Consider the following 22694-nt stretch of genomic DNA (forward strand, 5'->3'; position numbering starts at 1 on the left):
ACAGGAGGGCGAAAATTTTTGCTCTCCTGTACAATTCAAAAATCAGGCATTGATGCTGGTGGACGAGGTATAGGAATAGTGATTGACGTCCTCTCTTAAGATCCAACCTTTAGAGAGCCAGAAAGCGTTGGCAATTCCATTATCTTTGAAAACAAAGATATGAGTTTTTTCTATTCCTATTTGGCTCAGCTTTGTAAGGCACTCGGTGAAAAGCCTTTCACCCAACCCCATCTTTCTGTAATCCGGTTTTACAATCAGATGCTGAAGGTAGCCTCGGCGACCATCGTGTCCACACATAACGCAGGCAATGATTTCTTCTTTATCTTCAATGACAAAGTTCAATCCCGGATTGCGCTCAAGATACTGTCTGGTTGCTTCATAAGAGTCTGCATCGCGTAAAGCAACACCCGGGGTTGCTTCAAAAAGAGTTATAAGATCCGGGTGATCGGATGATTTCATCTGGCGTAAATTCATAGCAATGCTTTTAATTTCAAAAAGTTGTAGAAAACTCCTGAGAGTTTTGATTTTGTTAATATTATTAGAATAGATAGTTTTCAGGGTTTTTCTATCTTTAGTTCGTCGAGTGTTGGTTGCGCAAATATTCATTGCGTAGGCGGGGGGAATAAATTGAGGACGATTATACAAGTAGGGGTACTATTCGTTGTTTCTTTGTTTTTATGGGGATGCAAGGAAAATAGCAACGCTTTTGATATGAAGATGACTGGCTTGAGTAAAACGAGTGTGGGGGTGAAGAATCTTGATACCCGAAAGCTTGAGGGGTGTGTTGTTCTTTTGAATGGTGCGAGCGGATTTTGGCATGAACCCGAGAGATCAGAATTTAAAAAAGGAGAAAGCCGCACTTTTTCTCTTGCCCGATTTTACAGCGTTAGCAAGCGCCAGTTTAATTATAAGACAGATACGATTTCTCGTATTTCTGTGAATTGTAAAAAACCCCAGGGATCTGCGGTAGTGTTCGAAACCAATCAAGGTTTCGATGGCTTTCTTAAATAACAGTCAAATATGAAAATAACTCCTATGGTTGTGGTCGATTCTTTGCGAAACTCTTGATCTGGGGTTAATTTAACGGGGGATTTTTGATGCTGTATTCATCCATATACATGTATTCATCCATATACATAATGCGATTAACCTAGAAAGTTAAGATGCGTTATGTACATATGATACACTGATTTTGTGTATAATTTCTTTCTTTATGAAATCGTTAATATTTCCATTTATGATTGTTTGTTCAGTATTGGTAGCAGATCTTTGATTTAATGTGGCTCGCAATATTTGAAGGAAAGTCTGTATGGAACAATTCACAGGCGATTCAAAGACAAAAATCCTGATTGTTGATGATAATGAAGGGGATAAGCTGCTTATTGAAGCGCTGCTATCTCGTTCACATAGTCGGTTTGATTTGCAATGGACGCGTTCTATTACCGAAGCAAAAACAGCGCTGGAGAATAACGCTAGTTTTCAAGCTGCGTTGGTTGATTATAACCTCCATGACGGTAAAGGAATTGAACTTTTAGAACATCAATCCAATCAAAATGACCAATGCCCCTGTATTGTAATGACCGGCATGGAAAGTACTGAATCGATCATGCGGCGATGGAGGCTGGTGCGGCAGATTTTATCCCTAAAAATGAAATGACAGGAGCTTTATTGGAACGGACCATTCGCTATGCGATTGAACAGGATCAGGTTCCCAGATGCTCCGGCAGAAAAACAATGAATTAAAGCGTGCACAAATGCGGCAGGAAGCGCAAAATCTGAGTATTGCTAAACTTGCTAAACATTTAACGGAAACTGCCCTTGAGAAAATAGATAAACTTAGAGAGCATACTTCTCTTTCCTGTAGTGATTTACATGATTTACAAAAGGAAGATCGGTTAGCCATTTGGCAGGTATCCTTGAACGGCGATACTTTATTTATGAATAACGCGATGACCAAATGGTTTTATCCTTTTGCTGGTGGGGCGGTATCAGGTCGAAACCTTTCAAGTGTTAATGATTTCATCAACATATCCTTTACTTCTTTTTCTCAGCATTTTGTTGAGCAGGATCGGGATTTGGTGATGAAATAGTCGCCGTTGAGGTCATGAAAAATGGGGCTCAGGATTACCTAACCAAAGATACAATCAACGCAGAAGTTCTTAACCGCGTCATCAAATGTGCGATCGAACGCGCTTTTCTGGCCAAAGAAGTTGCCCTGCAACGTGATTCTCTGACAACTTTCAACCGTGCGCTTGCACATGATTTGAAAGAACCTGTTCGAATGATCCGATCATTCCTTCAGCTTATTGATACAACACAGGATTAAACCACTCAAAATCAGGAGTATTTTTCTCACGTTATTACGGCGACAAATAATATGGATCGCCTGATTGATATGGTGCGTTGTTATACCAAGTTGGATGCTCTTGATGATTATTATGAAAAAGAACCAATTTCTCTGGACACTGTTATCAAACGTGCGCAAAGCAATCTCAAGCGTATTTTCAAGGATGATACGATTACTCTTGTGAATGATGAAAACCTTTCAGTTCATGGTAATGAAACGCAATTAATGCAGTTGTTTCAAAACCTGCTGATGAATGCCATCATTCATAATGATAAGAAAAGCCCGAGAATTACCATTTCGATTAAAGAGGAGTTTGAGTTTGCGACCGTTTCTGTTGCTGATAATGGTCCCGGAATTTCATTGGAATATGCCGAGCGTATTTTTGAACCGTTTGCGCGATTTAGTGAGGAGAAAAAGGGGACAGGCCTTGGCCTTGCCATTTGTAAAAAGCCCATAGAACGCCACGATGGACAGATGTGGTACGAGCAATCTGACAAGGGCGGCAGTGTATTTAGATTTACATTGCAGATGAATGGTCGTTCAAAAGATAAAAAACTGGCAAATCAACATAATAAACTTGTATCGACTGAAAAAAAATCAGGATGAAACCGTACTGGCAAATGTTCTGCTTGTTGAAGATGACGATCTTGATATCAGATTGACGCAGCAAGCACTTCTTTTTTGAGCGGGATGGCCTTAGCTACCAACTTCACTTGGCAAGAAACGGGGCGGAAGCCCTAACGGTTTTAAAATCATCAGAAAATCCTGTGATTGATCTTATTCTTCTAAATATCAATATGCCGATTATGGATGGGTTTGAGTTTTTACAGAACCTGCGTAAAGACGAGAAAATCAAATCATTGCCGATTATCATGTGCACAACATCGAATGATGATCGTGGTATGTCTTCAGCACAAAGTTGTGATTTGATGCAACTATGATAAGTTGATGAAATTCTTACCTCTTTAGTCTTATTCATATAGATAAACATGCCAAGACAGTTCAAAGATCAATCAGAAGATCAGATTAGCTTCGTACAATTACGTGATGTACCAGAGGATGAGATCATGTCTCATATGTCTGATCCGCGTGTGGCAGAGCACATGCCGCTGCTCACATTTAAATGGGATAGAGATGCTCTTGTAAGGTTTATTGAGGCCAAAGAAGAGTGCTGGTGTCGTGATGGCCTTGGGCATTGGGCCATATTGCATGAAGAGACCTATGTTGGCTGGGGTGGATTTCAAAAAGAAGATAATGAATGGGATTTTGGATTGGTTTTAAAGCCTGAATGCTTTGGTCTTGGACAGAGAATAACCAGAAAAGCGCTGGCTTTTGCAAAGGCTGACAATCGCATCCCCTTTGTAACGTTTTTACTACCTTTATCCCGAACAAAAACAGCCGCTCTTAAGCGGCTTGGTGCTGAATTTATTGAAGAGATAGAGCTGGAAGGGGCCGTTTTTGAAAAATATAAACTGGATACAGCATAATTCAGCGTATATTGAACGCGAGGGGAGCAAGACAAAGGGAATACTGCAACTCTGCTATGATGCCTCATGTTCTTGATGTTTTTTTTCACCTTTGATATATAGCCACCACATATTGTAGCTCTGGTTTTACGTTCCAGCCCGCACAAGGAAAGAGAATGTCAAAGATTGTTGTTTCGGCACTGTACCACTTTGCCGTTTTAGAAGACTTTGAAAGTCTTCGGGAACCTCTTCATAAATTTATGCTGCATCACGATGTCAAAGGGACATTATTGCTTGCACGCGAAGGTATTAACGGCACTGTTGCGTCTTCCCAGGAAGGAATTGATGCGCTTCACGCTTATATTCGTGCAGATGAACGCCTAAAGAATGTGGTGACAAAAGAGTCTTATCACGACGAGATGCCGTTCCATCGCACTAAGGTAAAGCTCAAAAAAGAGATTGTTACGATGGGTGTCGAAGGCATTGACCCTAATCAGATCGTCGGTACCTATGTCAAGCCACAGGATTGGAATGCATTGATTTCAGATCCTGATGTGGTTTTGGTCGATACCCGTAATGATTACGAGGTTGGTATCGGTACTTTCAAAAATGCCATTGACCCCAAGACAGCAACCTTCAGAGAGTTTCCAGCTTATGTTGAGGAAAACCTGTCAGACGCAAAAAATAAAAAAGTTGCGATGTTCTGTACGGGCGGTATTCGTTGCGAAAAATCGACTGCCTATCTCAAAGAACAGGGCTTCAGAGATGTTTATCATCTTGAAGGCGGTATTCTTAAATATCTCGAAGAAGTACCGGAAGAAGAATCTTTGTGGGAAGGTGAATGTTTTGTTTTTGATAGCCGCGTAGCGGTGAAACATAACCTGGAAAAAGGTGTTTATGATCAGTGTTTTGCCTGTCGTATGCCAATTACCGAAGAAGACAAGCAAAGTGAACACTATCGCAAAGGTGTTTCCTGCCATCATTGTCATGAAAATTTGACTGATGAGCAATTAAAGCGCTTTGAAGAGCGTGAGAAACAGATCGTACTTTCGGAACAGCGCGGGATTGATCATATTGGGGGCGAGGTGGCTTCCATTATTGAAAAGCGCCGCGAAGAAAAACAGCAGATCAGAGAGAAGCAGAAGAAGATTACTCTGGGTAAGAGTTGATCTTATTATCGGTGATCGCTTATCGGTTTTGAAGATTTAGGTGGTGTAAATATTTACTCTACCTAAATTAAACAAGTTCCGGTGAGATCATGCAGTCAGTAATATCAAAAGAAGTTTTATGAATATGAGTTGTCGATTTTGATGTTGATGGAAAGCAACATCAAAATAGGGCAGCTGTCAGGCCTGGCCGGAACGAGAATTGTAAATGGTGACAATATAGCCTGTTGCTGTTTTGCAACGTTTCCAGATTAATTGGGTTTGGGTTCGATACGATACTTGGCAAAAAAATCTAAAGCGGGTATTTATCTGGATGTGAACTACTTTAAGCTTTAACAAGGAACGTTTCATGACTCGTAAATCGGCCTCTGCATATATCCGCACGAGTGCATACGGGATGTGTTCGCTTCCGGCTTATGTTACTCGTCTTTTCGGATCAGCATTCTATGGAAGTTATCAGGGATAAATCCATTTGATGCCTCATCTTTCGGCACTGACTGTCTGAAAATAGTGTTCACCTTTCATTACAAATTCGATCATTCGGCATAAGATCTTTGTTTGTCGCGATTGTGACGCATTGATCATCCTTGCGGCTAGATTTTCTTAATCTTGTCCGTGGTTATTGAGTGTGGATTTCACGGTAGCTTTTTTGCCGTGAAAACTGTATTCGAACTTTGAATGTGTACGAGTAACTATTTACCATCAAGACAGTCATGCGTTCATTTTTTTGGAGTAAGCCATGACTATAGTTATCAAGCTATTTCGTTGTATTATAAAGTGTTTTCAGAGGAAATCTGTTGAAAACTGTATTCGGGATTTGCCGGCATCTGTTCGTAAAGACATTGGGTTGCCGACAGATCCGGATCCTCCAAGGCGGCCTTTTCCGTATGATCATTTTTGAGTTATATGATCATCGCAGGGAAGAGGCCATCGTAGGATGTCGGGAGTTCTGAAATTGCGGAAATCGGGTTGAATTTACAACCTGACTTCCGTGGTTTTGTTCTTTGTAAAGATGAGTGCCTTAATATTAAATAATAAGAAATAATATTACAAACAATTCGCTGTATATGATGATATTAGATGGGAAATATCGTTAAATTTAATAGGTTTATACTGATTTCAGGCATGTGCATTAAACTTAGTTCTGCTATTTTGCAGATCTTGGATGCGAAATTGTACGTTTATCTGCAAATAAGCAGATGTCATTATCCTGCTGAAGTAACACGAAGTTGTAATTGGGAATCTTAAATAATATTTGTTATCAATCATTTAATTCGATGTTTTAAGGAGATTGAAAGCTATTGTTTTAGGCTTGTTCTTTAAAATATTGTCTGATGGATAAATAATTTAATTGACCTTTACGTAAGATGTTACAAAAATAAAGTATGAATGGACAGGGATTGTATAGCATCACAGAACTTACACATGAGTTTGGGATTACAACCCGAACCTTGAGGTTTTATGAGGGCGAAAAGTTACTCAACCCACATCGGGAAGGCCGTAAGAGGCTGTACTCTTCGCGTGATCGTGCGAGATTGATTTTGATCTTGCGAGGAAAGCGCTTGGGGTTCTCTTTGGCCGAGATCCGCGAAATCATCGAGATGTATGATTTGGAGCCGGGGGAGAGTGGTCAAATTCAACGTTTGCTCGAATGTATTGCTAAACATCGTTCCAAGCTTGTTGAAAAAAGAGAGGATATTGATGAAATTCTCTCTGAAATGGCGCGGGTAACAGCAGTGGCATCACAACGTTTGGATGAAATAAAAAATAACACTGTTCAAACTGATGAAATATGATCTTTTGATCAACTAGTGGTGTGCAACAAATCTACATTCAGTAGTTTGGGTAATAAAGTTGCTGAATACCAACGGGATAGTGGCAAAATTTGTCGCGGACAGGGAGAAGTTGTTTGGTTCAATCGGGCGACATGTTGCTCGAGGCGAAAGGTGTTAACCTTCGCTTCGGCGGAATAAGAGCCTTAACGGATGTGAGTTTTTCCGTTCGTAAGGGGGAAGTTTTCTCTATCATCGGTCCCAACGGGGCTGGTAAAACCTCTATGCTTAATTGTATTTCCGGTCGGTACAAACCGCAGGAAGGCGAGATTGTTTATAATGGCAAAAGTCTGATTGGACGATCAATTAATGATCGTGCTGCTATGGGGATTGGGAGAACCTTTCAGAACCTGGCCCTATTTAGCCATATGTCCGTTCTGGACAATATTATGGTGGGGCGTCATCACCTGCTGAAAAACAACTTCTTTACCGGGATGCTCTATTGGATTGGCGGCGCACGAAAAGAAGAGTTGAAACACCGACGCGACGTTGAAGACATTATTGATTTTCTGGAAATTCAACATGTTCGAAATGAGCCTGCGGGTACTTTATCCTATGGTTTGCGTAAACGTGTTGAGCTCGCCCGGGCAATTGCAATTAATCCGGATCTTATTTTGCTCGATGAACCAATGGCGGGCATGAACCTTGAAGAAAAAGAGGATATGGCGCGCTATATTCTTGATCTCAATGAAGAATTGGGTGTGACGGTTGTAATGATTGAACATGACATGGGGGTTGTCATGGACATTTCAAACCGGGTCATGGTTTTGGATTTTGGTAAAAAAATCGCAGAGGGCTTGCCGGATGAAGTCATGGAAAACGAACACGTTAAGCATGCTTATCTTGGGGAAGAGGACGATCTCCTTCACGATGAAGAAGCAGAGGCGGTTGCGCTATGAGTGAGACTGATAAAAAGCCAAATCTAAGCGTAGTTAAAAATGCTCATGTCATTTCCGGGGATGATATTGCTTGGAAAAAGAAGGCTGGGGATCAGGTCGATCTTGAGCTTTATGATACACTGCCCAAAATTCTCGCCTATAATGCAACGCATTTTCCAGATGTGGTCGCACAACGGGAAAAAGAGTTCGGGATCTGGAACCGCTTTACCTGGAAAGATTTTAACGACCATGTTGGCCGGATGGCACTTGGCATGAGTGAATTGGGAGTTGGCCAAGGCGATACTGTTGTCTTGATTGGTGATAACAGGGTCGAATGGGTTTGGGGTGAAGTGGCTGCACATGCCTGTCGTGCAATGAGCATGGGTATCTATCGGGATGCACTGGAAGACGAAATTGCATATCTGACCGATTATACGGAACCAAAAATTGTCATCGCAGAAGATGAGGAACAGGTTGATAAATTTCTTAATCTGGAAGACCGCATTCCCTCTATCAAACACATTGTTTACACCGATCCGAGGGGAATGCGTAAATACGACGATCCTCGATTGCTGTCTCTGGAAGAGTTAGAGAAGATTGGTCAGGATGTCCTGGATAAAAATACTGACGCCTACGATCTTTTGATTAGCGCAACAGATACCGATGATGTTGCTGTTTTGTGCACAACATCCGGCACCACATCCAATCCAAAGCTTTCCATGTGGCCGCACCGCGCATTTCTTGGTCATGCGGAATCGTATCTTCGGGCGGACCCGAAGACAGCTGATGATGAATATCTTGCCGTTCTTCCTCTGAGCTGGGTGATGGAGCAGATGTATTCCGTGGCCTGGAACTTAATTTCAAGAATGAAGGTCAACTTCCCAGAAGAACAGTCGACTGTTATGGCTGATTTGCGAGAGGTAGGTCCAAGTTTTGTCCTTTTAGCCCCCAGAGTCTGGGAGACAATTGCCGCGGATGTCAGAGCTCGAATGATGGACTCAAGCCCCTGGAAACAAAAGATGTATGATTGGGGGGCTAAAAAAGCATTAGATGCGCTGGAAAAGGGGCAAGAATCTTCTGCTGCCGAATGGTTGTTGATGCGTGCTCTTCGTGACCGTCTGGGCTTTAAAAATCTTAAATCCGCCGCCACTGGTGGCGCGGCTATGGGGCCGGACACTTTTAAATTTTTCCTCTCTATGGGTATTCCATTGCGCCAACTCTATGGCCAAACTGAAGCACTGGGGGCACATACTATTCACAAAGCTGATGACGTCAATCATGAAACAGTTGGTTCACCGATGCCAGGTGTCGAACTTAGAATTGATAACCCCGATAAAGAAGGCCTTGGTGAGATTGTTGTTAACCACGGCAATATGATGCGTGGTTATTATAAAAATGAGGAAGCCAGCAAAGAAACTTTTGGAAACGATGGTTGGTTCCTGACCGGGGATGCGGGGTATTTTAATGATGACGGGCATTTGGTTGTTATTGACCGTATCAAGGACTTGGCAAGCACGACTTCTGGTGTGAAGTTTTCCCCGCAATATATTGAAAACAAATTGAAATTTTCGACTTACGTTGCGGAAGCCGTTATTTTAGGTGCAGATAAACCATATCTGACTGCAATGATATGTATCCGCTATCCTATCGTATCCAAGTGGGCGGAAAAACGTCGTCTGCGTTTCACGACCTATACTGATTTATCTGCACAGCCTGCTGTTTATGAACAGATCCGAAGCGAAGTTGAAATGGTCAATGCGACCTTGCCACCAGCGCAGCAGATCAAGAAATTTTTGTTGTTGTACAAAGAACTGGATGCCGATGATGGGGAGCTAACAAGAACACGAAAGGTACGCAGAGGTGTGATTGCGGATAAATACGGGGATATTATTGACCGTCTTTATTCTAATGATGATCATGTTGATATTGATACCGTGATTCATTTTCAGGATGGCTCAAAACAACGAATTGTTACCACGCTTAATATTGAAAACCTAGGGTCTGATGGCGCAAGTCCTCGCCCGGAAAAACAGCTGGCTGGGGGGCGTTAAGATGAACTGGGATCTTTTGTTCCAACTCATGGTCAATGGCATCATTGTTGGTTTGCTTTATGGTGTTGTCGCCATGTGTTTTGTGTTGATTTATAAATCTACACAGGTTGTAAATTTTGCTCAGGGTGAGTTTCTTGTTCTAGGGGCATGGGTGTGCTGGTTTTTTGTCATGAAATGGCAATTGCCCTTTGTTCTCGCCTTTATCTTCGCCATGGCCTTTATGACGATCTTTGGCATTCTGGTTCAAATGGTTATTCTCAGACCATTGATTGGTGAACCTATTATTTCAGTGATAATGGTGACCATTGGGCTCTCGATCTTTATGCAAGCTCTAATGAATTGGGTTTTTGGTAATTCAGCTGAGAGATTTCCATCAGTTTTCGGTGATGAAACAATATCTATTGGGGGATTACAGGTCGAAACGGCTTATTTGATGTCTCTGGTACTTTCTTTGGTCGTGATGGGGCTTTTCTATTACTTCTTCAAATTTTCCCGCTATGGCCTGGCAATGCGTGCGACTGCCTTTAATCAACAGGTGGCGCAGTCTCTTGGGATTTCAGTTAAGCAAGTTTTTGCAATGGCTTGGGCTATTTCTGCGCTGGTGTCTTGTATTGCAGGTGTTGTTCTGGGGCTTGTGAATGCTGTTTCTAACTCGTTGGCGATTATCGGGATTAAAGTTTTTCCTGCTGTTATTGTTGGTGGACTTGATTCAATCGTGGGTGCCGTCATCGGTGGTGTCATTATCGGTCTTCTGGAAAATCTGGCGGAATTCTTTGATGGTCAGTTCTTCCACATTGGCAACATGTATACTGTTGCACCATTTTATGTGCTGATCATTATTCTGATGATAAGACCCTATGGTCTTTTCGGCACCAAAGATATTGAACGCATCTAAGAAAGGGAGCGGTTAAGTTATGTCACATGTTCCTCATCCGCGCCCTTGTGGTGATTTCAGAACCAGCTATAGCGCAGACACATCGTTGTTTCGCACGAAAGTAGAAGGCTGGACCATATATTTAGGTATTTTTGCGCTGTTATTTACACCCTTGGTTTTTGATGATTTTTATATCAGTCAGATGATTTTGATCGGGATTTATGCAATTGCAGCGCTTGGCTTGAATGTTCTGGTTGGCTTCACAGGACAAATCTCCCTTGGCCATTCTGCCTTTTTCGGCTTTGGTGCCTTTGCATCCGCCTGGTTAAATAATACGACTGGCATACCTGTCTTTATTTGCATCCCACTTGCAGGTTTGATGACCACAGCGATCGGTATGATATTTGGTATTCCTGCAGCACGTCTCAAGGGGCTTTATCTTGCAATTGCTACGCTGGCATCCCAGTTTATTTTGCAAGATTTCTTTGCTCGTGCTGACTGGTTTTCCGGCGGGGCTTACGGATCTGCAGCAGAAGTTGTGAACTTTTTCGGTATCGATCTGGATACTGATCAGAAGTATTTTTATCTCGTTCTGTTTTGGGTTGTTGTTTCGTTTCTCGCGGTAAGTAACTTGCGTCGTTCCAGAGATGGACGGGCATTGGTTGCTGTTCGTGATCATTATCTTTCCGCTGAAATTATGGGTATCAACCTAACCCGATACAGGATTATGTCTTTTGGTGTTTCAAGCTTCTTTGCTGGTCTTGGTGGTGCTCTCTATGCGCACTATCTGCAATATGTTTCTGTCGAAGGTTTCACAATACTACTATCCATTCAATTCTTGGCAATGATCATCATTGGAGGTCTTGGATCCGTTTCAGGCTCTTTGCTTGGGGCAATCTTCATTTTGCTGCTACCCCAGTTCATGGAAGAGGTTGCGAGTGGAGCTGCCGTGATTTTTGAAGGTATTGAGCAAAGTAAAGCTTACATCAAAGAAATGTCCGTTGGCGCTGTGATTATTCTGTTTCTTATCTTTGAACCAGAAGGACTTATTCATCGTTGGCGTCTTATCCGGGCGAGCTGGAAACTTTATCCATTCTCTCATTAAGGGAGAGCAGTCCATTCCGTGGCGGCCGGAATGGAGGCATAATAATGATGCCGCTAAAAGGGAGGAAGATATGAAGCAGCGTATTCTCGCAGCAACACTTGCCCTGGCGGCAGCTAGTAGCCCGGCCTTGGCAGAAGATTCTGTATTTGTTGGCCATCTTGTTGATTACACAGGTCCAACATCTTTTGTTAGTAAATTCTACGGTCCTGGGGTCCGTGATGCCGTTGATTACATCAATTCGACTGGGGGAATTGATGGCACCAAGATTGAAATGGAGACAATTGATTACGCTTACAAAGTACCGCAAGCGATTGCGAACTATAAAAAGTGGAAATCAAAGGGCATGATTGCACTACAAGGCTGGGGAACTGGTGATACGGAAGCTTTGATCTCATTTGTAGCGAAAGATCAGGTTCCTGTTTGGTCTGCATCCTATTCGGGACATTTGACTGACCCAATGGGTAAGAATCCTAAAACCAAAAAACCAGCACCTTACAACTTCTTTTATGGCCCGTCTTATACGGATGCTTGCCGTGCGCTTGTACAGTGGGCTGCGGGTGACGCGAAAGAAAAAGGCATTTCTAATCCGAAATTTGTCCACACTGGAGATAATCATCCCTATCCAAATGCGCCCAAAGAAGGCTGCGGTGAGTATGCAGCAGAATTGGGTTTAGAGGTTCTTCCTCCGGTTGTTGTTCCACTTGGTCCCGGTGACTTTAAAGCACAATGTTTAACCATTAAAGAGTCCGGTGCGAACTACGCTTATGTTGGTAACCTTGGTGGCTCTGTGATTTCTCTTTTGAAATCCTGTAACACTGTTGGGGCTGATGTGACCTATATGGGAAATGTTTGGGCCGGCGATTACCTGACTATTCAGGCTGCAGAAGCAAAAGATTATGTTTTCCCGACGGCAACGCCTTTCTGGGATGCTGCCGCGGATGGGATGGCACTTGTTTATAAAATTGCGGATGAGAGTGGTTTCTCTAAAGATGCAAAACCAACACATCACTACATTCGTGGTGTTTGCTCAGCATACTACATGAAAGAAGCGATGGAGTGGGCCAAAGCCAATGGTGGTCTGACTGGGGAAAACATTAAAAAGGGTATGTATGTGAACCAGAACTGGACGCCTAAAGGCCTTGAAGGTGTTTGTTTGCCATCCAGCTGGTCACCGGAAGATCATCGCGGAAGCACTGTTGTTTCTATCAACAAGGGTTCTTTCGAAGATGGTGCTGTAAATATTGAGCGCATTGCCGAAATGACGCTTCCACGTCGTGATGATTGGGTTGGTTACTAATCATACTTTCTCAGGCCTGTCTTCAGGCAGGCCTGAGACACTGCATTTAATACCTGAATTTAAAATTTGGCCTTAATCTAAGGATCTCCAATATGAGTTCTGTTTCTCAACTTCAAAGTCCGACGCAGGATGGAACTATTCTTGCCGTCAATAATATCGAGGTAGTTTTTAATGACGTTATCCTCGTCCTCAGAGGTTTGAACCTTACGGCAGAGCGTGGGAAAATTACTGCTTTATTGGGAGCAAACGGTGCAGGGAAGTCAACAACACTTAAGGCAATTGCCGGTTTGTTGGGATCCGAGGACGGTGAGGTCAGTCGCGGTGATATTGTTTATAATGGTATGAATATTACCCAGATGCCACCTGAACAGCGTGTTCGAAACGGGACCTTTCTGGTGATGGAAGGTCGGGGTATTGTTCATGATATGACAGTGATAGAAAATCTTCGTCTAGGTGCTTTTACCCAACCTCAGAAAAATGTGGCTGAAGACATGGAAAAGGTTTTCAATTATTTCCCTCGCTTGAAGGAAAGAACAGGACTTGCCGGATACCTGTCTGGTGGCGAGCAGCAAATGTTGGCGATTGGTCGCGCCCTTATGGCCCGTCCGGATCTTATCATGATGGATGAGCCTTCAATGGGGCTTTCACCACTTCTGGTTAAAGAAGTTTTTGGCATTATCAAGCGTATGAATGAAGAGCTTGGAATTAGCGTTCTGCTTGTTGAACAGAATGCTAATATGGCCCTTCGTGCCGCTGATTACGGGTATATTATGGAAAACGGTAAAATTGTGCTTGATGGAACCGCAGACGAATTGATGAATAACGAAGACGTCAAAGAGTTTTATCTCGGCGGCGGGGGCAATGAACGCAAGTCATTTAAGAACATCAAGTCTTTTAAAAGGCGCAAGCGCTGGCTTTAGAATTTTTACACTCTTCGTTATTTGATTGACCAGATTTTGAATTGGATTGTTTTTAATGACTGATTATTTTGATCATAAAGAAACTCGAAGTCAGGACGAACGAGAAAATGATCAGTTGCAAAAGCTTCAAAGCTGCCTTCTAGATGCCAAAGAAAAAGCACCCTTTTACGGTGATACTCTTGCTGGGGTCGATCCAGAAAAAATTACCTCTATAGCTGATCTTGCTTCATTACCTGTGGTTCGAAAATCTGATTTGATAGAGATGCAAAGTTCCGCCTCTCCATTTGGTGGATTGGGCCAGGTTTCAACAGGTGAAATGGCACGTTTGTTTCTCTCGCCGGGGCCTATTGTTGAACCACAGGGTATTGATGGTGATATTTGGCGGGTTGCGCGTGCTTTACATGCTGTTGGCTTGCGCAAAGGCGGGGTTGCTCATAATTGCTTTGCGTACCATTTCACACCTGCAGGGATAATGTTTGATTTTGCAGCGCGTACCTTAGAGTGCGCTGTTTTTCCTGGTGGTGTCGGGCAAACTGAAGGCCAGGTTCAGGCGATAAATCGTTTTCAAGCTGATACCTATATGGGAACACCTGATTTTTTGAAAATCATACTTGAAAAAGCAGACACTCTGGAAACACCGATATCGTCAATTAAACGTGCATTGGTAACCGGTGGGCCTTTGTTCCCTGATCTAAGACGCTATTACGAGGGTCGCAATATTTATATCAGGCAATGTTATGCAACTGCTGATATTGGTCTCATTGCCTATGAGAGTGAGAGCCTTGAGGGGATGATTTTGGACGAAGATGTCATCGTCGAAATTGTACGCCCTGGCACAGGTGATCTTGTTACAGAGGGTGAGGTTGGGGAAGTCGTGGTGACTTCCTTTAATCCTAATTATCCGTTGATACGTTTTGCAACGGGTGACTTGTCAGCACTTATGCCGGGGCAAAGTTCTTGCGGCAGAACGAACCGTCGAATTAAAGGATGGATGGGTCGCGCAGATCAAACAACAAAAGTACGTGGCATGTTTATACACCCAGAACAGGTTGCTCGCATTGTTGAAAAGTACGCCGAAGTTGTCAAAGCGCGTCTGGAAGTAAGCGAGAACGCCGGACGTGATAGTATGTCGTTACAGTGTGAGGTTGTTACCGGGTGTGATCAGGATGAGTTGCAAGAACGTTTGGAGGGCACAATACGTGCTGAATGCCGTTTACGCGGAAAAGTGGTCTTCTCAGAAATTGGCACATTACCTAACGATGGCAAGGTTATTAACGATACGCGCCCGATTACAGGTTCATAGAAAAACTAGGGTAACATGTCATCCAGATCACTTTGTAGTTTTCTCATTTCATCTTCAGCTTTTTTACTCAGGGTACTAGGTTTCTCGATAACTTTCAGATCCGGTGAGCCTGAAGAGCTTGGTTTGCCGATGTGCGAGGCACTTACCCATCTGGATATTGCACCGATCAAAGCCTTTCGGTCGATTGGCTTAGAAACATAATCATCCATACCGGACGCCAGATAAAATTCTCTGTCTCCCTTCATGGCATTCGCGGTCAACGCGATGATTGGAATGCCCGAGATTGGTGGCGGAAGACTGCGAATACGTTTTGTCGCTGTTGGGCCATCCATCTGAGGCATCTGAACGTCCATTAGAATGACATCAAACTCTTGCTTCTGGGCAATCATATAGGCTTCCAGGCCATTGTTCACCATATGGATTTTGCAGTTCAATGATTTTAAGAGAGATTGAATAACTTTTTGATTTATAAGATTATCTTCGGCCACCAGAATTTTTATAGTTTTGCCTATGTAATCAGGGATCATACCTCGGGTACGTTCAGCTTCTTCTTCTGCGCGGACTTTCTTTTCGTCTCCTTTTTCTACCAGAATGGTAAACCAGAACGTTGATCCCATACCGCTTACACTTTCAACGCCGATATCGCCTCCCATCAAGTGTGTAAGCTCTTTACATATGGCAAGTCCAAGGCCTGTGCCACCATATTTTCGAGTTGTTGAAGAGTCAGCTTGGGAAAAAGCCTTAAACAAATTGTCTTGTTTCTCCATCGAAATACCGGAGCCCGTGTCTTCAATTTCAAATCTAAATTTGATTTTGTTATCTGTGGTTTCAAGCTGTTCGATGATAATCGAAATCTTGCCCGTTTGAGTGAATTTGAGGGCATTTCCGATCAGATTATAAAGAATTTGCCTGACTCTTCCGGGGTCACCCTTGATTATGTCCGTGTTTTTAGGGGAGTTGAGAACTTGAAATCTCAGGTTTTTTGCTCGTGCCCTTGATTCCCAAAGTGCTTCTGTCGTTTCCAATAATTTTTTGAGAGAGAAATCAATGTTTTCTAATTCAATTTTCTCTGCTTCAATTTTTGACAGATCAAGGATATCGTTGAGTAAAGAAAGTAAAGCTTCGCCTGACTCCTTAATGGTGAAAACACTACTGTGTTGCTCGCTTGTCAAGTTGCTGCCCAATAATGAACTGACCATACCCAGAACTCCATTCATGGGGGTTCTGATTTCGTGGCTCATAGAGGCAAGAAATCTGGATTTGGCCAGGTTGGCAGCTTCTGCCTGGTGTTTGGCATTTTCAAGTTCTGCAGTGCGGTCCTTTACCCTTGCTTCTAAATTTTCTTTAGCTTTATTAAGAGACTTTGTCGTTTTGAAGAGAACCATAAAAGCAATCGCAATACCAAGCGCGAGAATACATGATCCAGCAAGCATGATGCGGGTATTGTTCTCTGCTTCCTGATAATAAATCTTGAATTGATTGTCTTGTGTTTCAATAAGAATATTAAGAACAGAAAGACTTTTTGAATCTGTAAGATCTTTCGTCAAAACAGAAAGCTCACCATCCAGCGAAGTTAACTGTTCTGCATAGTTTATAATGGTCTTTAGTTCATGATTTTCAACATTATCAGCGGTATTAGAGAGTTTTTTGAGGTTGCCAATTATCCGAGATAAACCGATGCGGACTTCGATAGGAGTATAGGACTGATCATTGTTCACAAAAGCGACAAGATTTATGAGATTTTTGAGTATCTCTTGGCTGGCTTCATTGCTGCGGTAATTTTCTGAAAAGGTAATTAAAGCCTGTGGGAAAAATACCTCAATATCTCGGAAAAGAGCGTTCTGGGTTTTAAATATTTTAACGAAGTTCTTTCGTTTCAGATGATTACGTTTGTAGGATCGGAATAGTGTGTGAAATTCCGGGTTACTTATTTCATTGATTTCAAAGTTGTTTTCGAGGTTGGTAAGAACCTGATCAATTCTATGATCCGCTTTATCATAGGCTTCAAAGCTTAATCTGGTGCCCAGGCGTTGCTTCAAAATTTCTTCTTTAATATTGGTTTCGCTTGTTTTTAAATCTTGAAGCATCAGGCTCAACCTCTGCATATCAACAGGGTAGGTTCGCCTGGTTTCAATATATGTAAAGATCAGGATGGCGCAAAGGCTTAAGCCAAAAATAATGATGGCACTTTTGAGAAGTGTTTTACTCACTTACATCCCCTTTTCCGGATAAGGAGATTTTCTTATGTGATCAGCTTTATTATATAGATAGCCGATGGAGTATTTTTTTGTGTTTATATAATTGGTCATATTAACTCGTAAGGTAGTAATTATGACATTGATACCATCTATGGTCGTGTATAAAATTTAATTATTCGTAAAGCGCTCAAGAGTCGAAAATATTTTGAAAAACTTATGGTAGAAACAAAAAAATCCGGTACCCATTCGTTATATTAAATGTAATACCGGATTTTTATGATCTTTTGATAGTTTAATGAAGTTCAATAGCCAAAGCGGTGGCTTCTCCTCCACCAATACACAGGCTTGCAATTCCTTTTGAACCACCAGTCCGTTTCAGAGCATGCAACAAGGTTACAATTAGCCTTGCCCCTGAAGCTCCAATTGGATGCCCTAATGCACAGGCACCGCCGTTAACGTTTACCTTGGCAGGATCAAGATTAAGATCTTTAATGGCGGCCAGTGTGACAATGGCAAAAGCTTCATTAATTTCATATAGATCTACGTCATCAGTAGACCAACCCGCTTTGTTTTGAACTTTTTCAATTGCGCCAACTGGCGCTGTCGTAAACCAGCAAGGTTCCTGAGAATGGGTTGCATGAGCTTTGATTGACGCAAGAGGTTTTAAACCTCTTTTATCGGCTTCCGATTTGCGCATTAATATCAAGGCTGCTGCGCCATCAGAAATAGAGGATGAAGAGGCCGCCGTAACTGTTCCGTCAGATCGGAAGGCCGGGCGAAGCTTGGGAATTTTGTCGGTATCAACTTTAAAAGGCTGCTCGTCATTTTCAACAAGAGTTTCACTTTTGCGATTTTTAACTGTTAGCGGTTCTATTTCTTCCTTGAAGTAACCTGCTTCTGTTGCTTGTTTGGCGCGATTAAGGCTCTCGATTGCAAATGCATCCTGCTCTTCACGGGTGGCTTTGTATTTGTCTGCTGTCGCTTCGGCAAAGGTACCCATCAAACCGCCTTTATCAAAATAAGCATCTTCCAGGCCATCCATAAACATATGATCAGCAACAGTACCATGGCCCATGCGCATACCACCACGTGCCTTTGGAAGTATATAGGGCGCATTTGTCATGCTTTCCATACCGCCGGCAACGACAATATCAACGCTACCTGATGAAATGGCATCGTGGGCCAGCATTACGGTCTTCATACCAGATCCACAGACTTTATTGACCGTTGTGCAGCCCGCAGACAGCGGAAGTCCACCCCTGATTGCCGCCTGCCGTGCAGGGGCTTGACCCAGACCAGCGGGAAGAACACATCCCATCATAACTTCCTGAATGTCTTCAGCAGACATTCCAGATCTTGCTACAGCGGCTTTAATTGCCTCAGCACCAAGATCAGTGGTTGAAAGCGGAGATAATGCTCCTTGAAAAGAACCCATGGGGGTCCGAACTGCAGAAACGATAACGATTGGATCAGACATGATTTTGTTCCCAGTATTGTGACCTGGGTATTACCCAGTTAAATAAGTGTTGGTGCTTTTGATTTAGGAAAGACGAACAGCACCATCAAGACGAATGGTGGAACCGTTAAGGAAGGCGTTTTCACAAATGTGTGCAACAAGGCTTGCGAATTCTTCTGGTTGTCCGAGCCTTTTGGGGTGAAGGCTTTTTTCGACCAAAGCTTCTTTCACCTTGTCGGACATGCCCGCAATCATTGGGGTTTCCATGATTCCCGGTGCAATCGCCATGACGCGAATAGCACTCCGGGCGAGTTCTCTGGATAGCGGCAAGGTCAGAGACGCGACACCACCTTTGGACGCAGCATAGGCTGCCTGACCAATTTGACCTTCCCAGGCCGCGATAGATGCCGTGTTGATAATAACACCACGCTCGCCGTCAATTTCATCGTATTGCACCATACGTTCCGCAGCTAGACGCATCACATTGAAGGCACCGACGAGATTGATATCGATCGTTTTGCGGAAAAGATCCAGATCATGAGCACCGTCTCTACCTACCAGCTTTGCTCCGGGGGCAATGCCAGCACAGTTCACAACAATTCTGATGGGACCAAGAGTGTCTTCGATAACTTTAACTGCTGATTTAACAGCATCAGGGGCAGTGACATCCGCTGTAACAGCTACGGCATCAATATCAGTAGCGACGCGGTTTACCCCTTCATCGTTGAGATCCACAAGACCGCATCGTACACCTTGAGAGGCCAGATGCCTTGCAACGGCTTCACCTAATCCGGAACCTGCGCCTGTGATCAGCGCTGTAAGACCAGATAACTTCATAACTTGTTTCCTCTTATCAAAGACCAAATTTGACTATGTAATACAAAGGGATGAGATTAGTGTTTTCTCATCGCTAAAGAGATTTTGGAATTAGGATTGCGATCTAATTTATCGGCAATGAACCAAGCTGTTTCTACCAGCTTGTTAATATCGACCCCGGTTTTTACAGACATACCATTGAACATATACACCACATCCTCTGTCGCGACATTACCGGATGCTCCACGAGCATAAGGACACCCACCAAGGCCTGCGATAGAGGTATCAAAAACAGAAACACCGCACTGCCAAGCAGCAAAAATGTTTGCCAAAGCCTGTCCATAGGTATCATGAAAGTGTCCGGCCAACTTTTTTACGGGAACCGATTTTGAAACAGTTTCAATCATCTGTTGGGTTGCAAGTGGCGTTCCTGTGCCAATGGTATCACCAAGACTGATTTCATAGCAGCCCATTTCAAAAAGAGCCTTTGCAACGTCAGCTACTTTTTGCGGTGCAATCTCTCCTTCGTATGGGCATCCCAGCACGCAAGATACATAGCCCCTTACTTTGATGTTCTTTTCCTGGGCTGTTTGAACAACAGGCTGGAACCTTTCAAGGCTTTCCTGAATAGAGCAGTTGATATTTTTCTGAGAGAAACTTTGAGAGGCTGCCCCGAATATAGCAACTTCCTCGACGCCTGCTTCAATTGCCCGTGCCAATCCCTTGAGATTTGGCGTTAATACAGGATAATTGATGCCGGGCTTGCGCGTAATCCCTGAGAGTACTTCATTGGCGTCAGACATTTGTGGTACCCATTTTGGTGAAACAAAAGCAGATGCCTCAATCGCTGTTAGACCCGTATCTGACAAGCGGTTTATGAGCTCAATTTTTGCCTTGGTTGGCACAAGGTTTTTTTCGTTCTGGAGTCCATCACGAGGACCGACTTCTACAAGTTTAACTGTTTGGGGAGGAGTAGGGTGCATCTTATTCCTCGCTATCCAATTCAACGAGTACATCGCCTTCGTTGACTTGATCATTAACCTGCCCCAGAAACGCTTTCACGGTGCCTTCGGTCGGGGCAACAATGGTGTGTTCCATTTTCATGGCTTCGAGAACCATCAGGGGATCGCCAGCTGAAACTTTGTCTCCGATGGACGCGAATACCTTGATTATCTTCCCTGGCATCGGGGCGCGAAGACCACCGGTATCCTCTTCCAGATTTTCGGCAGCTATCAAAGGATCAAAGAGGTGAATTTGGTAATGCTGATTATCTAGGAATATGTGGCGTTCCAATTCGTGGCAGACCACAGAAGCTTTGGTAATTTTTCCATCAACTGTAACTGTTACGCTATCGTCTTTAACCTGACCAGAAACGTTGTACTCTCTGTTGTTGATCAAGAAGCTGTACCCATCCGCGTGATATGTAGCAATGACGTTATGTTCTTGATCGTTTTCAGTGAAGCGTAATTTCTTTTGCGCTCTGCCACCTAAACGCCACCCATCCTGAGAACCCCAGGGGGAATGCGGATCTGTTTGTGGAACTTGTAGCGTATGCCCTTGTAACTCTACCAGAGAAGCGAGAATTAGGGCGAGATCTGAAGCTGTTGATTTTTCGGGGAACAGGTTCTTCTGTTCCCGTTCGATCAAGCCTGTATCCAGTTGTGCAGCCTTGAAGGGCGGAACATTGGCAAGTCGATTAAGGAAAGCAACGTTGGTTTCAAGTCCTACGATATGTGTATCATTGAGGGCAGCGCTAAGCCTGTCTAATGCTTTTCCGCGTGTTTCATCCCATGTAATTAGCTTGGCGATCATGGGATCATAATGCAGAGAGACAACGCCGCCTTGTTCAACACCGGCATCAATGCGGATGTGTTCCGAAGTAGTCGGAAATGTCAGGCGAACCAGTTTTCCTGTGGCAGGGAGAAAACCATTGTCAGGATCTTCTGCATAGATCCGGGCTTCAAAAGCATGACCGGAGAGTGATATTTCATCCTGCTTTGCAGGAAGAGGTTCTCCTGCTGCGATACGTAGCTGCCATTCTACAAGATCCAGACCTGTGATCAGTTCTGTTACGGGATGCTCTACCTGAAGGCGTGTGTTCATTTCCATGAAATAGAATTCGCCATTAGGCGCGAGAAGGAATTCAACAGTACCCGCACCACGATACCCAACAGCTTCTGCAGCTGCGATTGCTGCTTTGTGCATGGCATCGCGGGTTTCATCACTTAATCCGGGGGCGGGTGCTTCTTCGATAACCTTTTGATGACGACGTTGCGAGGAACAGTCACGCTCAAACAGATGTATGGTATTGCCATGGTTATCAGCAAAAACCTGTATTTCCACATGGCGGGGGTTTTTAATGAACTTCTCAATAAGAACCCGGTCATCACCAAAAGCTGCTTTTGATTCTCGCTGGCAGGATGCAAGTGCTTCTTCAAATTGTTCGGCTTTTTGTACAATCCTCATACCTTTACCGCCACCACCGGCAGAGGCTTTAATCATCACGGGATAGCCAATTTTCTTTGCTTGCTCAACAAGATGAGCCGTGTTCTGATTTTCTTCTTCATACCCTGGAGACAAAGGGACGCCAGCTTCACGCATCAGGCGTTTGGAAGCAGATTTATCCCCCATGTCGATAATTGAAGAAGCTGGCGGGCCGATAAAGACAATATCATTTTGGGCACAGCTATCTGCAAAATTGGCATTCTCAGACAAAAAGCCATAGCCCGGGTGGATTGCCTGAGCGCCTGTCGTTTTCGCAACGTCAAGTATTCGATTTGCGAGAAGATAACTTTCAGAAGGTGCAGGAGGGCCTATATGCACGGCTTCGTCGGCTTCTTGTACAAAGGGCGCATCCTGATCGGCATCTGAATAGACGGCAACGGTTTTAATACCCATCAGATGCGCTGTTCTTATAATACGTCTGGCAATTTCGCCGCGGTTTGCAATAAGGATTTTGTTAAACATTCAATTTTTCCTGATCCA

At 43.5% G+C, this 22694-nt stretch carries 20 protein-coding genes and 1 pseudogene; 15 read left to right on the top strand and 6 right to left on the bottom strand.

The window, feature by feature from the left end; genetic code table 11:
* Positions 1-42: 42 nt before the first annotated feature.
* On the bottom strand, positions 43-474 hold the full coding sequence (locus D9A03_RS03775; protein ID WP_120495896.1) for a GNAT family N-acetyltransferase: 432 nt from the start codon (positions 472-474) through the stop codon (positions 43-45).
* 835 nt (positions 475-1309) lie between these two features.
* Between D9A03_RS03775 and D9A03_RS03785 the strand changes: the two genes are divergently transcribed.
* From D9A03_RS03785 to D9A03_RS03855, 15 genes and pseudogenes are all read left to right on the top strand, one after another.
* Complete coding sequence (locus D9A03_RS03785; RefSeq protein ID WP_120495898.1) at positions 1310-1657, top strand: response regulator; 348 nt, start codon at positions 1310-1312, stop codon at positions 1655-1657.
* Positions 1658-1715: 58 nt separating this feature from the next.
* Positions 1716-2090 carry a hypothetical protein gene (locus D9A03_RS03790; protein ID WP_120495899.1) on the top strand — a complete coding sequence of 125 codons (375 nt, stop codon included), beginning with the start codon at positions 1716-1718 and terminating at the stop codon, positions 2088-2090.
* A 14-nt stretch (positions 2091-2104) separates the two neighbouring features.
* On the top strand, positions 2105-2326 hold the full coding sequence (locus D9A03_RS03795) for a hypothetical protein (RefSeq protein WP_120495900.1): 222 nt from the start codon (positions 2105-2107) through the stop codon (positions 2324-2326).
* A 51-nt stretch (positions 2327-2377) separates the two neighbouring features.
* A complete protein-coding gene (locus D9A03_RS03800) occupies positions 2378-2953 on the top strand; it encodes an ATP-binding protein (protein WP_120495901.1) in 576 nt (191 codons plus the stop codon).
* A gap of 86 nt (positions 2954-3039) precedes the next feature.
* A pseudogene (locus D9A03_RS03805) lies at positions 3040-3288 on the top strand (response regulator); the annotation flags it as partial.
* A 48-nt stretch (positions 3289-3336) separates the two neighbouring features.
* Entirely contained in the window at positions 3337-3834 is a 498-nt protein-coding gene (locus D9A03_RS03810) for a GNAT family N-acetyltransferase (protein WP_120495903.1), read from the top strand.
* Positions 3835-3989: 155 nt separating this feature from the next.
* The gene (locus tag D9A03_RS03815) at positions 3990-4982 is read left to right on the top strand and encodes a rhodanese-related sulfurtransferase (protein WP_120495904.1); all 993 of its coding nucleotides are present in this window, start codon (positions 3990-3992) and stop codon (positions 4980-4982) included.
* A 1397-nt stretch (positions 4983-6379) separates the two neighbouring features.
* Positions 6380-6775, top strand: a complete 396-nt coding sequence (locus D9A03_RS03820; RefSeq protein ID WP_254054969.1) for a MerR family DNA-binding transcriptional regulator — start codon at positions 6380-6382, stop codon at positions 6773-6775.
* Positions 6776-6906: 131 nt separating this feature from the next.
* On the top strand, positions 6907-7710 hold the full coding sequence (locus D9A03_RS03825) for an ABC transporter ATP-binding protein (protein WP_120495906.1): 804 nt from the start codon (positions 6907-6909) through the stop codon (positions 7708-7710).
* Positions 7707-9740: a long-chain fatty acid--CoA ligase gene (locus D9A03_RS03830; protein WP_120495907.1), complete on the top strand. Its 2034-nt coding sequence runs from the start codon at positions 7707-7709 to the stop codon at positions 9738-9740. Before D9A03_RS03825 ends, D9A03_RS03830 begins: the two co-directional genes overlap by 4 nt.
* 1 nt (position 9741) lies before the next feature.
* Positions 9742-10635: a branched-chain amino acid ABC transporter permease gene (locus D9A03_RS03835; RefSeq protein ID WP_120495908.1), complete on the top strand. Its 894-nt coding sequence runs from the start codon at positions 9742-9744 to the stop codon at positions 10633-10635.
* 19 nt (positions 10636-10654) lie between these two features.
* Positions 10655-11719: a branched-chain amino acid ABC transporter permease gene (locus tag D9A03_RS03840; RefSeq protein WP_120495909.1), complete on the top strand. Its 1065-nt coding sequence runs from the start codon at positions 10655-10657 to the stop codon at positions 11717-11719.
* 70 nt (positions 11720-11789) lie between these two features.
* Positions 11790-13016 carry an ABC transporter substrate-binding protein gene (locus D9A03_RS03845; protein WP_120495910.1) on the top strand — a complete coding sequence of 409 codons (1227 nt, stop codon included), beginning with the start codon at positions 11790-11792 and terminating at the stop codon, positions 13014-13016.
* Between the two features lie 92 nt (positions 13017-13108).
* On the top strand, positions 13109-13936 hold the full coding sequence (locus tag D9A03_RS03850; RefSeq protein ID WP_120495911.1) for an ABC transporter ATP-binding protein: 828 nt from the start codon (positions 13109-13111) through the stop codon (positions 13934-13936).
* A gap of 55 nt (positions 13937-13991) precedes the next feature.
* Positions 13992-15239 (top strand): phenylacetate--CoA ligase family protein, encoded by a 1248-nt coding sequence (locus D9A03_RS03855; RefSeq protein WP_120495912.1) that lies wholly within the window; start codon positions 13992-13994, stop codon positions 15237-15239.
* A gap of 5 nt (positions 15240-15244) precedes the next feature.
* Here D9A03_RS03855 and D9A03_RS03860 read toward each other — a convergent pair whose 3' ends face one another.
* From D9A03_RS03860 to D9A03_RS03880, 5 genes are all read right to left on the bottom strand, one after another.
* Positions 15245-17449, bottom strand: coding sequence for an ATP-binding protein (locus tag D9A03_RS03860; RefSeq protein ID WP_120495913.1), 2205 nt, complete (start codon positions 17447-17449; stop codon positions 15245-15247).
* A 280-nt stretch (positions 17450-17729) separates the two neighbouring features.
* Positions 17730-18914 (bottom strand): acetyl-CoA C-acyltransferase, encoded by a 1185-nt coding sequence (locus D9A03_RS03865; protein ID WP_120495914.1) that lies wholly within the window; start codon positions 18912-18914, stop codon positions 17730-17732.
* Between the two features lie 63 nt (positions 18915-18977).
* Positions 18978-19730 carry an SDR family NAD(P)-dependent oxidoreductase gene (locus D9A03_RS03870; protein ID WP_120495915.1) on the bottom strand — a complete coding sequence of 251 codons (753 nt, stop codon included), beginning with the start codon at positions 19728-19730 and terminating at the stop codon, positions 18978-18980.
* Positions 19731-19786: 56 nt separating this feature from the next.
* A complete protein-coding gene (locus D9A03_RS03875; protein ID WP_120495916.1) occupies positions 19787-20692 on the bottom strand; it encodes a hydroxymethylglutaryl-CoA lyase in 906 nt (301 codons plus the stop codon).
* A 1-nt stretch (position 20693) separates the two neighbouring features.
* Positions 20694-22676 carry an acetyl/propionyl/methylcrotonyl-CoA carboxylase subunit alpha gene (locus D9A03_RS03880; RefSeq protein WP_120495917.1) on the bottom strand — a complete coding sequence of 661 codons (1983 nt, stop codon included), beginning with the start codon at positions 22674-22676 and terminating at the stop codon, positions 20694-20696.
* Between the last annotated feature and the right edge of the window lie 18 nt (positions 22677-22694).

The sequence above is a fragment of the Kiloniella sp. EL199 genome (genome assembly GCF_900313065.1).
Taxonomy (GTDB): domain Bacteria; phylum Pseudomonadota; class Alphaproteobacteria; order Kiloniellales; family Kiloniellaceae; genus Kiloniella.